Origin of the sequence: Cyanobium sp. Aljojuca 7D2 (genome assembly GCF_024346415.1) — a bacterium.
Taxonomy (GTDB): domain Bacteria; phylum Cyanobacteriota; class Cyanobacteriia; order PCC-6307; family Cyanobiaceae; genus Cyanobium_A.
On the sequence record NZ_JAGQCX010000001.1, the window covers coordinates 264320 to 277056 of the forward strand.

At 66.0% G+C, this 12737-nt stretch carries 10 protein-coding genes; 3 read left to right on the forward strand and 7 right to left on the reverse strand.

Translation table 11 applies throughout. The features are described from left to right. Window positions 1–40: 40 nt before the first annotated feature. Window positions 41–1435, forward strand: a complete 1395-nt coding sequence (chlP, locus tag KBY57_RS01500) for a geranylgeranyl reductase (RefSeq protein ID WP_254994110.1) — start codon at window positions 41–43, stop codon at window positions 1433–1435. Between the two features lie 65 nt (window positions 1436–1500). Here the strand turns inward: chlP and glyS are convergent, their stop codons facing one another. After that, complete coding sequence (gene glyS / locus KBY57_RS01505) at window positions 1501–3666, reverse strand: glycine--tRNA ligase subunit beta (RefSeq protein ID WP_254994111.1); 2166 nt, start codon at window positions 3664–3666, stop codon at window positions 1501–1503. Window positions 3667–3759: 93 nt separating this feature from the next. Here glyS and sir point away from each other — a divergent pair, with 93 nt between their 5' ends. Together sir and KBY57_RS01515 are read left to right on the forward strand one after the other, a co-directional pair. Continuing rightward, window positions 3760–5559: a sulfite reductase, ferredoxin dependent gene (sir, locus tag KBY57_RS01510; protein ID WP_254994112.1), complete on the forward strand. Its 1800-nt coding sequence runs from the start codon at window positions 3760–3762 to the stop codon at window positions 5557–5559. Next, a complete protein-coding gene (locus KBY57_RS01515) occupies window positions 5513–5890 on the forward strand; it encodes a hypothetical protein (RefSeq protein ID WP_254994113.1) in 378 nt (125 codons plus the stop codon). Before sir ends, KBY57_RS01515 begins: the two co-directional genes overlap by 47 nt. Here KBY57_RS01515 and KBY57_RS01520 read toward each other — a convergent pair. The 6 genes from KBY57_RS01520 to KBY57_RS01545 all read right to left on the reverse strand — a co-directional run bounded on the left by KBY57_RS01520 (window position 5848) and on the right by KBY57_RS01545 (window position 12688). After that, on the reverse strand, window positions 5848–6576 hold the full coding sequence (locus KBY57_RS01520; RefSeq protein ID WP_254994114.1) for a M15 family metallopeptidase: 729 nt from the start codon (window positions 6574–6576) through the stop codon (window positions 5848–5850). The genes KBY57_RS01515 and KBY57_RS01520 overlap by 43 nt on opposite strands. A gap of 21 nt (window positions 6577–6597) precedes the next feature. Further along, a complete protein-coding gene (gene recG / locus KBY57_RS01525; protein ID WP_254994115.1) occupies window positions 6598–9108 on the reverse strand; it encodes an ATP-dependent DNA helicase RecG in 2511 nt (836 codons plus the stop codon). Beyond that, a complete protein-coding gene (locus KBY57_RS01530; RefSeq protein ID WP_254994116.1) occupies window positions 9057–10160 on the reverse strand; it encodes a hypothetical protein in 1104 nt (367 codons plus the stop codon). The genes recG and KBY57_RS01530 overlap by 52 nt, the downstream gene beginning before the upstream one ends. A gap of 11 nt (window positions 10161–10171) precedes the next feature. Then, window positions 10172–10831, reverse strand: a complete 660-nt coding sequence (gene tsf / locus KBY57_RS01535; protein WP_254994117.1) for a translation elongation factor Ts — start codon at window positions 10829–10831, stop codon at window positions 10172–10174. Between the two features lie 47 nt (window positions 10832–10878). Next, complete coding sequence (gene rpsB / locus KBY57_RS01540) at window positions 10879–11592, reverse strand: 30S ribosomal protein S2 (RefSeq protein WP_190389567.1); 714 nt, start codon at window positions 11590–11592, stop codon at window positions 10879–10881. Window positions 11593–11734: 142 nt separating this feature from the next. After that, window positions 11735–12688: a glycosyltransferase family 2 protein gene (locus KBY57_RS01545; RefSeq protein ID WP_254994118.1), complete on the reverse strand. Its 954-nt coding sequence runs from the start codon at window positions 12686–12688 to the stop codon at window positions 11735–11737. Between the last annotated feature and the right edge of the window lie 49 nt (window positions 12689–12737).

Genomic DNA, 12737 nt, shown 5'->3' on the forward strand with positions numbered 1-12737 from the left:
GCTTCCCAGCCACATCCCTTCCTGGCGGAGCGGTTTTCCGATGTTGCGTGTGGCAGTGGTGGGTGGCGGCCCCAGTGGTTCCTGTGCGGCCGAAGTGCTTGCCAAGGCCGGCATCAAAACCTGGATCTTTGAGCGCAAGCTCGACAATGCCAAGCCCTGTGGCGGGGCGATTCCCCTCTGCATGGTCAGCGAGTTCGACCTGCCGGAGTCGATCATCGACCGCAAGGTCCGCAACATGAAAATGATCTCCCCCTCCAACCGGGAGGTGGACATCAACCTCGATAACGCTGACGAGTACATCGGCATGTGCCGGCGGGAGGTGATGGACTCCTTCCTGCGCGACCGCGCCGCTGATCTGGGCGCTCACCTTGTGAACGGTCTGGTCACCAAGATCGACACGGGCGCCAACCGCCAGGGCCCGTACACCCTCACCTACTCCGATTACGCCTCAGGTGAGGCCACCGGCGAAACCAAGACCCTCGAAGTGGATCTGATCGTGGGCGCCGATGGCGCCAACAGCCGCGTGGCCAAGGCCATGGATGCCGGCGACTACAACGTGGCCATCGCCTTCCAGGAGCGGATCAAACTCCCGCCCGAGGAGATGAAGTACTACGAGACCCTCGCCGAGATGTACGTCGGCACAGACGTCTCTCCCGATTTCTACGCCTGGGTCTTCCCCAAGTACGACCACGTGGCCGTGGGCACCGGCACGATGCAACAGAACCAGGGGCTGATCAAAAGCCTGCAGGAAGGCATCCGTGAGCGGGCCAAGAAGCGCCTGGTCAACGGCGAAGTGATCAAGGTGGAAGCCCATCCCATTCCTGAGCATCCCCGCCCGAGGCGGGTGGTGGGCCGCATGGCCCTGGTGGGTGATGCCGCCGGCTATGTGACCAAGAGCTCGGGCGAAGGCATCTACTTCGCAGCCAAGAGCGGCCGAATGTGTGCTGAGCAGATCGTTGAGGCCAGCGCCGGTGGCACCAAGGTGCCCAGCGAGGCAGACCTCAAGAAGTACCTCAAGAAGTGGGATCGCCAGTACGGCGCCACCTACAAGGTGCTGGAGCTTCTGCAAAACATCTTTTACCGCAACGATGCGGCCCGGGAAGCCTTCGTGGAGATGTGCGATGACAAAGACGTGCAGCGCCTCACCTTCGACAGCTACCTCTACAAGCGGGTGGTGATGATGAATCCCTGGCAGCAACTGAAGCTCACCTTGCTCACCCTGGGTTCGGTGCTTCGTGGCAACGCTCTGGCGCCCCAGGGCTACAAGCCTGTCGACAGCGCCGTGCGGGATGAGGCTGAAGTCAACGCCATGCTTGCCGTGAGCACGATCAAGGGCGGCATCAAGGTGCGTAACCAAGCCAGCAAGCCTGATCAGGCATCCAGTACTAAGGCCGATCAGGAGCCCGAGCGGGAACCCGTTCTGGCCGGCCAGTAGGACCTACGGCCCATCCACCTGAGGGGCTCGGCCAACAGGCAGCCCCTCAAAGGTGTCTGTGGCCCTCAACCGCTGATGCGGCTGAAATCGGCCAGCACGTTGGCCTGATTGCGCAGCACCGCCAAAAGATTGAGCCGGTTTTCGCGCACCGCGGGATCCTCGGCCAGCACCATGACGCTCTGATCACCGTCAAAGAAGGCCGCCAGGGCATCCGATCCGGCTGAGAGACCACGAGCCAGCTGTGCGTAGCGGTCGCTCGATGGGCGTGAAGCGATCGGCTCAAGTTCGTTGAGCACTGCGAGCATGCCGACCTCACTCGACTTCTCGAACAGGGCCGGTTGGACCACCCCTGCGGGGCTTAGAACCGTGGTGCCGAGATCTGCCTGCTCCGCCAGGCGGGCAGCGCGGGTCACGACCGCCTGCACGGCGGCCAGCTCACCCCGCTCCCTCAGCTCGGCCAACAGAGCCACCCGTTGGCGGGCATCCTCAGGATCCCCTAGCACCCGCCCCAGCGGCACCGAGGAGCCCGCTGCAGCCTGCACCAGGTCGCTATCGAAGCCCTCCTCCTCGAGCAGGCTCACCAGCCGTTGGCGCAGGAATTCGGCCAGCTCAGCGGCCAGGGCCTCCCCATCGACACCGCAGTGGGGCAGCAACTGGGCCCAATGCAGGGCGGAGCGGTGCAGCAGAGACAGCAGATCGAGCCGCCAGGCGCGATCCCAGAGGATCTGCAGGAGCCCCTGGGCGGCCCGCCGCAGGGCATAGGGATCGGAGGAGCCTGTGGGGCGCTCCCCCTTGGCGTAGATGCTCAGCAGCAGCTCCAGCCGCTCAGCCAGGGCCACAACCGCCCCGGCAGCAGAAGTGGGCAAGGCATCAGCGGCGCCGCGGGGCAGGTAATGCTCCAAAACGGCCAGGCCAACCTCGCGGGGCTCCCCCTCCGCCACCAGATATTTGCCGCCCATCACACCCTGCAGCTCGGGGAATTCCCCCACCATCTGGCTAACCAGATCGTGTTTGCAGAGATGGGCGGCACGGCGGGCATGGTCGCCACAGCCAGCGGGTAGGTCTAGTTGTTCCAGCAGCACGTCGGTGCACCACTCCAGACGCTCGGTGCGGTCGAGCAGGGATCCGAGACCTGCGGCGAAGGTGACGCGGGAGAGCTGATCACGGCGATCGATGCTGGGCACGGCCCGGTCGGCCCGCACAAAAAACTCAGCGTCAGCCAGGCGAGCCTTCAGCACCCGCTCATTGCCGCGAGCCACGGTGGCGGCCGCCTCGGGAAGCGCGTTGCTGATGAAAAGGAACCGGGGAAGCAGGCTGTCGCGGGCATCGAGGGCCAGGGGATCGCTGGCGCGGCCTTGGCGATAGAGGGGCACATAGCGCTGGTGGGCCCGCATCACGGTGCTGAGCACTTCGGCTGGCAGGGCCAGGTAGTGGGCATCGAACTGGCCTTCCAGCAGCGATGGGGATTCGACCAGGTCGATCAGCTCCTCAAACAGCTCCTCGGGGAGATCCGCATCGGCAGCCTGGGCGGCCGCCGCCGTGGTGACGGCCTGGTGAATCAGGGCACCGCGATGCCCGCGATCCACAGTCACGCCGGCCACCGCCAAAGCGGCTACGTACCCCTCCGCATTGGGAATGGACACCGCATTGGTGTGTAGGCGATGCCCCCGGCTGATGTTGCCCGCCGCCACCAGCGGGTCGCTGCCAGGCAGGGTCACGGCGAGCGGAGTGGCATCCAGCAGGGCCACGAGCCAGCGCACCGGCCTGGAGAAGCGGATCTCCCCCTCCCCCCAGCGCATGAAACGTCGCCCCTGAAGCGCTTCGATCCATTGCGGAATCTGGCCCGCCAGCACCTCCGCTGCGGGTCGCCCAACCTCGCGGCAACGGGCAAACACAAACGGTCCTTTTGGGGTGTCGCGAATCTCCAGAGCTTCAGCGGCCACTCCACAGCGTTTGGCAAACCCCAGGGCCGCTGCCGTGGGTTTGCCATCGATCCAGGCCTGGGCTTTAGGGGGGCCCTTGCGATCTTCCTCCAGATCTGGCTGGCGCTCCGGCAGCCCGGCCGCCGTGATCACCAAGCGGCGCGGCGTACTCGTGCAACGAATTTCATCAAAGCCAAGCCTCAACCCATCGAGATCCTTCCGCACCAGTTGCTCCAGCTGGGGCAGGGCCAGCCGGGCAAAGTCGGCGGGAAGTTCCTCAGTGCCGATTTCGAGCAAAAAGGTCGACAAGGGTGGCAGGCGAGACAGCGCGACTGTATTGAACGCTGTTCGCTAACTTCGGTGTCGTGCCGAGCCTTGAGCCAGGACCCGATGCCCCAAGTCATGCACGGCTCCGATGCCAAGGCCCCTTCAGACAAGGCCCCTTCAGACAAGGCCCCTTCAGACAAGGCCCAGTCAGACAAGGCCCCGTCAAAATTTGAACAGCTCAAGGCCGGTAGCGGTCACCTGAAGGAACCGCTGCTCACCGAACTTGGCAACGACGCCCTGAATTTCACGGACAGCGCCGTCCAGATCCTGAAGTTCCACGGCAGCTACCAGCAGGACAACCGCGAAAATCGCGTCAGAGGCCAAGACAAGGACTGGCAGATGATGTTGCGCCTGCGCAACCCGGGTGGGCGGGTTCCGGCGCCGCTCTATCTCGCCATTGACGAGCTCTCTGATCGCCTGGGTAACGGCACCCTGCGGGCCACCACCCGCCAAGCCTTCCAGATGCACGGCGTCCGCAAGGACAACCTCAAAGAGGTGATCGGCACGATCGTGCGTCATCTCGGCTCCACCCTGGCGGCCTGCGGTGACATCAACCGCAATGTGATGGCACCTGCGGCCCCGTTTGAGAAGGGCGGCTACCCCGCGGCCCGCCAACTCGCCGACGAGATCGCCGACCTGCTCGCCCCCCAGGCAGCTGAAGGCTCCTACCTCGACCTCTGGGTGGATGGTGAGCTCAGCTACCGGATCAAGCCCAGCGCTGCCGTCGCCAAAGTGAAGGCACGCCAGAACGAGGGCGGTGTGTTCAGCGGCGACGCCGCTGAACCCCTCTATGGCGGCACCTATCTGCCGCGCAAGTTCAAGGTGGCTGTCACCGTGCCCGGCGACAACTCGGTGGACCTACTGACCCAGGACATCGGCCTGGTGCTGTTCTGCGATCCCCAGGGCCAGCCCCAGGGCTGCAACGTGTACGTGGGCGGTGGCATGGGCCGTACCCACAACAAAGAAGAAACGTTCGCCCGCACCGCCGATCCCCTGGGCTACGTGGCCGCCGAACACGTGCTGGATCTGCTCCAGTCGATCGTGGCGCTGCAGCGCGACCATGGCGACCGGGAGCAGCGCCGCCATGCGCGCATGAAATACCTGATCCACGACCGTGGTGTCGCCTGGTTCCGCCAGGTGCTCCAGGCCCATTACTTCGCCCATCCGATCAAAGGCATGCGGCTGGAGCCCAAGTCCAAGCTCGAGGATTACCTCGGCTGGCACCGCCAAAGCCGTGGCTTGTGGTTTGTCGGCCTTCCTGTGCTCTGTGGCCGCCTCTCCGGCACCATCAAGAGCGGCCTGCGCCGGATCATCGACACCTACAAGCTCGAGGTGCGCCTCACCCCCAACCAAGACCTGCTGCTCTGCAACATCGGTGTAGCCCAGCGCTCCAGCGTGCGCGATGAGCTGGCGGCTCTTGGTTTTGAATCGCCCGAGAGTCCCGCCCCCTTGGCGCGCCATGCCCTGGCCTGCCCGGCGCTGCCCCTTTGCGGCCTGGCGGTGACAGAAGCCGAGCGCATCCTGCCCGAGGTGCTGGAGCGGCTCGAGGCGCTGTTCCAACGGCTCGGCATTTCGAAATCGGTGCTGGTGCGCATCACCGGCTGCCCCAACGGCTGCGCCCGCCCCTACATGGCCGAGATCGGCCTGGTGGGGAGCGGCGTCGATCAATACCAACTCTGGCTGGGTGGCACTCCCAACCTCAGCCGCCTGGCGGAGCCCTATCTCGAGAAGATGCCCCTGGAGGCCCTGGAAGCCACGCTTGAGCCCCTGCTGCAGGCCTGGCAGAGCGCCGGTGGGCGGCGAAGCCTCGGTGATTTCGTGGTCAAGAGTGGCCGCGACTCGGTGCAGGAGTGGCTCAGCGCGGGGGCTGGGTGATCAGGCCCCTGCTCGCCGTGGCACTGGGATCGGCGCTGCTTGCCCCAGTCGCCTGGAGCCAGGGCCGCCGCCAACCGGAACCGCCCCCTCCAGGCCCACCCTCTACGACCCCGATCGCACCACCTGCGATGTGGAGCGCATCCGAAGGGCGTTTCAGCAGCAGCTGCAGCCCTATGCCGACCAGAGCCCAGCCGTGCTCGCCCGGCTGCGGGAGCTGCAACTCGAAATGACCCGCCGCAGCCTGAAGCGCTGCGTTGAGCGGGAGTTGCTGACCGCCCAGCAGGCCGATCAGCTGGCCAGGGAGCTGGCGGCCTCGCCAATCCGGCCATAACGGGCCTGTTCTTCGCTACGGCGCCAGGCCCAGAGTTGATCGCCCCAGCTGAAGTGCCACCACTCGTTGGGATGCTGCACGAAGCCTGCTCCGGCCATCACCCGGGCTAAGCATTGGCGACGCCCATGCCAGAGGGCCTCAGCACCATTGGGATCCGCCAGGGCTGCCTCCGCGTAGAACTCCGGCTCCGATACAGGGCCAATCGCATCGATCTCGCCCCCCATCGCCAGCGGCATCCCTGAGCCATCCGCCAAGGTGAGGTCGACGGCCGCCCCGGTGCTGTGGGGTGGCGGTGTGGCCGGATCATCGCTCGGTGGGGCCCAGAAGCGCCCCACCTCGGTGACCACACGGTCGCGCGCAGGGGAGGGCTGATCGGGGTTGACACCAGCACGGGCGCACTCCTCCAGCACGGCATGGCGCACCATGAAGCGCTGCACGGCCAGGGGCCGCCAGGCATCAAAGATCGCCAGGCGGCACTGGGGCTGGGACTGCCGGAGGGCGTGCTCGGCCTGGAGTAGCCGCTCCACCACACTGCTGCGCAGCTGGAAAGGATTCCCGTGGGCCCCATAGGGCGCTCCGAGGCTGACGTAGGGATGGGGCTGCAGCCGCCACAACTGCGGTGGTAGATCCACCAGTGGCTCCCCGGCCTCCACGATCGGAATCGGACTCCAGGGTCGCAGGCTCATAGCAGGAGGGGGAGGGGGTGATCAGTTGAGCCGAGCCGCCTGATCCATCTGGCGGCGGCGCTGCTCTGCCAGGGCCTGGGCCAGCCCCGGATGCTGCTGCAGGTCGGGGTCGGTGGCGGTGATCTGCCTGGCCAGGTCGCGGGCCTCCTCAAGCACCGCTCCGTCTTCGGTGAGGCTGGCCAAGGCCAGATCGGGCAAGCCACTCTGGCGGGTGCCGAGCACCTGGCCCGGGCCCCGCAGCCGCAGGTCCATCTCGGCGATCTCAAAGCCATCACTGGAGCGCACCAGCACCTCCAGCCGTTGGCGCGCCAACACATTGCTGCTGTCGTTGATCAGCAGACAGTGGGACGCGGCTGCCCCCCGGCCGACGCGGCCGCGCAACTGGTGCAGCTGGGCCAAGCCGAATCGCTCGGCGTGTTCGATCACCATCACGCTCGCCTCGGGCACATCCACACCCACCTCCACCACCGTGGTGCTGACCAGCACCTGACAGTCGCCACGGGCAAAGGCGCCAATGGCGGCCTGCTTGTCGGCACTGCTGAGCCGTCCGTGCAGCAGACCCACGCTGAGCTCGGGAAATTCCTCCTCACTCAGTTGCCGGTGCACCTCCACGGCGGAGCGCAGCTCGAGTTTCTCCGAGTCTTCCACAAGAGGCAGCACCACATAGGCCCGCTGGCCCAGGGCCACCTGCTCACGGATCAGGCCATAGGCCTGCTGGCGCTGGCTGCCCTTGATCAGCTGGGTGCGGATGGGCTGTCGGCCTGGCGGCAGGGCATCGATCTGGCTGACATCCAGATCGCCATGCAGCGAGAGCGCCAACGTGCGCGGGATCGGGGTGGCCGTCATCGTGAGCAGATGGGGCTGCAGACCCTTGGCCAGCAGGCGGTTGCGCTGGCGCACCCCGAAGCGGTGCTGCTCATCCACCACCACCAGGCCCAGGCGATCAAACTGCACTGGGTCTTCAAGCAGGGCGTGGGTGCCCACCAGCAGCTGAAGCTGGCCATTGGCGAGGTCCTGGAGCAACTGCCGGCGCCGCGGGGCTGGGGTGGAGCCGGTGAGCAGGGCTGAGGTGACGTGCAGCTGGGGCAACCATTCCGCCAGCTTGCGGTAGTGCTGTTCCGCCAACACCTCGGTGGGGGCCATCAACGCCCCCTGGCAGCCGGCTTCGATGGCGGTGAGCAGGGAGGCCAGGGCGACGACGGTTTTGCCGCTACCCACATCCCCCTGCACCAGCCGAGCCATGGGCTGGGGTCGGGCCAGATCGGCGCGGATTTCTGCCAGCACCCGCTCCTGGGCGCCGGTGAGCGCAAAGGGCAGGATTGCCAGGAAGCGTTGCACCAGGCCCTCACCCCCGGCGGGCAGGGCCAGGGGCGGGGCAGGGCGCTGGCTGAGCTGGCGCCGCCGCTGGGCCAGGCCCAGTTGCAGCAGCAGAAACTCATCGAACACCAGCCGGCGGCGGCTGGCCTGGAGTTGCTCCTGGCTGGCCGGCGCGTGGATCTGGGTGAGTGCCTCGGAGCGGGTGATCAGCCCCTGGCTGCGGCGCAGGCCTTCGGGCAAGGGATCGGGCCAGCGGCGCAGCACCGGCAGCACCGCCTCCACCACCTGACGCAAGCGGTCGGCCCCCAGGCCTTCGGTGAGCCCGTACACCGGCAGCAGGCGACCGATCGTTTCGGAGCGCACCGGAGCCTGGGGCGATTCCAGCACCTCCATCAGGGGGTCCTGGAATGCCGGTCCATAGGGGGTTTCTTTGACCAGGCCACTCAACGCCACCGTGGCGCCCACAGGAAACAGACGTTGTTGGGATTTCAGCCAGCCGGGGCTGGAGAAACGCTGACCGGCAAAGAATCGGCTGACCCGAATCCGCCCGGTGCAGTCGAGCAGATGCAATTCCAGGATCGAGAGATTGGGGTTGCGCGGGCTGGCAAAAGCGTGACTGCGGCGCACCGTGGCGACGATGGTGGCCGTGCGCCCCGGCTCCAAGCCACTGATCCGCACCAGGTTGGCGTAATCGAGGTAGTCGCGGGGGTAGTAGTGCACCAGGTCGCGCACCACCCAGAGCCCCAGCTGGGCCAGCCGTGCCGCCGTTTTGGGGCCGACACCGCGGACCTCCGAGAGGGGAGTGTCGGCCGTGAAGCCAGCCACGCCTGAGCTGGACGTGGTTCCGGTTGCACTGGGCACCAGCCGCAGCCGCGGTGGGGCCACCGCCAACACCGGGCGCTGGGCCTGGCGCAAGGCATGCAAGCGCTCGCGGCACTGCCGCACCAGCGACTGGCGCCGGGCCAGAGAGAGATCGCTGTAGGTGTCGAATCCCACCTGCAGCTCAAGGATCCGCTGCAGTGGCTCGTCCGGGAGATCAGCAGGTCGCTCCTGCAGCTGCTGAATCACAAAAGCACTGAAGCGGCTATGGCGGCCCTTGAGATCGATGAAGCCCCGATCCGCCTCCACCTGCAGCGCTTGCTGCAGGGTGCGCAGCCAGGCCTCTAGATCGGGGGCAGCGGGGGTGTCTGGGCTGGGTTGATGTCCTGCAGCCACAGCTGTTCCGCCTCAAGCGCCTGAACGCGCCGCTGGATGCGGCGATAGTGCTGGGCCATTCTGCGCACCTCCTGCCGGTGTTGCTGAATCCTGGTGCGACAGGTGCGCAGTTTGGGAAGCGTCAGCTCCAGATCGTCCGGACGCAGCAGCACCGTCATGGTCTCCAACCGCGCCGCTCCCGCATCGGGGCCAAACGGCAAGGGCAGCCGCAGCAGGTTGGCCGGAGCCTCCAAGGTGTCCAATTGTCCAGCCAACACGGCATCCAACAGGCTCACCGGCAGCAGGGTGCGGCTGAGCCCAAGCCGCAACAGCTCCACGTCGAGGGCATGGGAGAGGTTGCGCAGCCGGCGGCTGAGGGCTAGCTCAAAACCTGCGATCCAGGCCATCAGCAGGGCCGGATCGCTCGGCAAGGAACCTCCATCCCAGGGGGTTGGAGCCCGGGGCGGGGCCTGCTCGAGCCATTCACTGAAGGCTTCGGCCATGGCCTGCATGGCTGACTCCTGCTCGGCCTCCTCCCCTGGATCCGTATCGGCCGCGTCGGACTCAAGCGCAGGTGCTTGGGGCGCTGCCGAAACAGCAAAGCTGGAGGTGGGAAGAAAATCAGCGCCGATCGGCAATGCCAATCCAAGATGCACCGATCCGCGCGGCGGCTGGTCCGATTCGTCCACATCGGCCAACGATTCGCTGGGCTCGCCCTGCTCTAGGGCCTCGAGCAGACGGCTGCGCCGCCGCTGGCGCTGACGATGCTGTTCCCGCGCCATCTGGGACGCCAGATGGGCCACCTGTTCCACTGTGAGCAAGCTGGTGGCACGCCCCACCAGGCTGCGGAGACGCCGATGCAACACCTGACGCTGGGAATCATCCAGCTCGAGGTAGCGATCGGGATAGGCCTGAGTCGCCAAATGAAAGCAGGCCTGTTGAACGATGTTCAACAGGCCGTCACGCAGCACCTGGAGGTAGAGGGCCAGGTGCCGATACAGCTGCGGGTTGGAGGCCGACAGCTGGGTTTCCAGATCCGTGAGCTGCTGGCGGGCAGCCTCCAGCACCGTCACAGGGGGGCCGCTCAGGCTGCCTGAGTCATAGCCGCCACTTCCGCGGCGAAGTCAGCCTTCTCCACCTCGATGCCTTCACCCAGGGTGAAACGGGTGAAGCGGCGCACCTGAATGTTTTCGCCCACCTTGCCGGCCACCTGCTTGACCATCTCAGCCACGGTGACAGAGCTGTCCTTGATGAAGGGCTGGTCCAGCAGGGCCAGCTCCTTGAGGCGCTTGCCGATACGGCCTTCGACGATCTTGACCTTCATCTGGTCGGGCTTACCGGCCAGGTCGTCACGCCCCATCTCAATGGACTTCTCGCGCTCGGCCACCTCGGCAGGGATCTGATCCACGCTGACGTATTCGACGCCAGGGCAGGCCGCGATCTGCATGGCCACGTTGCGGAGCAACTCCTGGAAGCCCTCGCCGCGGGCGACGAAGTCGGTTTCACAATTGACCTCCACCAGCACGCCCACGCGGGCACCGGTGTGGATGTAGCTGCCGATGGCTCCTTCAGCAGCGGTGCGGCCGGCCTTTTTCTCGGCGGTGGCGATGCCCTTCTGCCGCAGCCACTCGGTGGCTTTGGTGGCGTCGCCGTCGCACTCCGACAACGCCTTCTTGCAATCCATCATCCCTGCGCCGGTCTTGTCGCGCAGTTCTTTAACCAGCTTTGCCGAAATCTCAGCCATGGAGGGTATGGGGTACGGAATTCAAAGGGGAATGGGCAGGGGCGAAATCAGCCTTCGTCGTCACGGCCCTGGTCCTGGGCACCGTGGCGGCCTTCGTTGATGGCGTCCGCCAGGCGGCCGAGCACCAGTTGCACCGAGCGCACAGCGTCGTCGTTGCAGGGGATGGGCACGTCGCAGAGGTCGGGATCGCAGTTGGTGTCGAGCATGGACACCAGGGGAATATCGAGCTTGCGGGCCTCGAGCACGGCGTTGGTTTCGCGGCGCTGGTCCACCAGCACCACCACGTCGGGCAGGCGGCGCATGTTCTTGAGGCCACCCAGATATTTCTGCAGGCGCTCCAGCTCCCGGCGCAGCACCGCAGCTTCCTTCTTCGGACGCATGGCGATGGCGCCGGAGCTCTCCATGCGCTCCAGGTCCTTGAGCCGGTCGATGCGGGCGCGCATCGTGGTCCAGTTGGTGAGCATTCCGCCCAGCCAGCGCTGGTTCACGTAGGAGGCGCCACAGCGGGTGGCTTCCTGAGCAATCACCTCGGAGGCTTGCTTCTTGGTGCCAACAAACAGGAAGCGCTTGCCGCTGCGCGCGGCACTGCGGGTCCACTTGTAGGCGTTGTTCATGCAGACGGCGGTCTGCACGAGATCAATGATGTGAACGCCGTTGCGCGCGCAATAGATGTAGCGCGACATCTTGGGATTCCAGCGGCGCGTTTGGTGCCCAAAGTGGGCACCAGCCTCCATCATTTCGGCGAGTGTGACAACAGCCATGGTTTGGTTGGGGGTTTCGGGTTTGCCTCCACCTGCCAGGGATCTCGAGCCACCCAGCCAGCCAAGAGGGGCCGATGGGGTGAGGCGCTCAGATCACCCGAAACACGCAGGTGTGCGGGATGAATGGAACGAATGCACCCTATCAAACGGGGCTGCAGGCCTGGCTTGTGGCCGCAAGGCCCCGGGCTTCGGCATACAGAGCTCGGACCCCCAGACGGTTCAGGGGCAACCGCAACAGCTCCATCGCCAGGCCAGGGTGGCCGCACCGGATCAACCAAGCCAGCAGGGGCCTCAGGCTGCGCTCATTGAGCAGGCCCCCCAGGGTGAGCAGCTCCCAGAGCAGCCGGTGCAACCAGGTGTACTGAATGATGAACCGCACCCGCCGGGTGGGGTGCTTCAAATAGAACACCAAGCCCATTTGGGCCCGCTCCCGCTCGACCCGGATCAGGTCGGGGATCTGCTCCAGCCGCAGGGCCGGGTGCCAGTGATAGCCCACCGCCTCAGGGCAGCGCACCAGCGCAACCCCCAGTCGCCGCAACCGCTCCCCTAACTCCAGATCCTCCCAGCCATACAGGCGGAAGCGCGTATCGAACAGGCCGGCCTGCTCCAGCAAGGTGCGATCGATCGCCACATTGCCGGTGGCGAAATAGGCAAACGACACGTCCTGCAACTTGTGGGGCTCGCTGGTGGGAGCGTCGAAGTTGGCGGTGTTGATCACCGCGCCATAGGTGAAACAGCGGCGATCGCCCCGCCTCGTCCAGTGCTGCTCCAGGGCCTGAGCGTGGCAGTGCAGAAAGCTGGGGGTGACGACCAGGTCGCTGTCGATGAAAACAATCACCTCACCCTGGGCGTGCTGCACCCCTCGGTTGCGCCCTTCGGCGGGACCACCATGTTCCTGCTGGATCAGTCGCACATGGGGCAATTCGGCCGCGTGCCCGCGCAGCCAGGCCACCGTTTCATCGGTGGAGCCATCGTCAACAAGCACCACCTCGTAGCCGGAGATCGGCCGAGCCAGCTCCTGGGCCTCCAGGGCCCGCAGGCACTTCTGCAGGATCGGCAGGCGGTTGTAGGTGGGGATGACGACGCTGAGGAACATCGGAACCGCCGGGAGAGATTGAACCGAGTGGTCGTGAACAGCAAAAAGG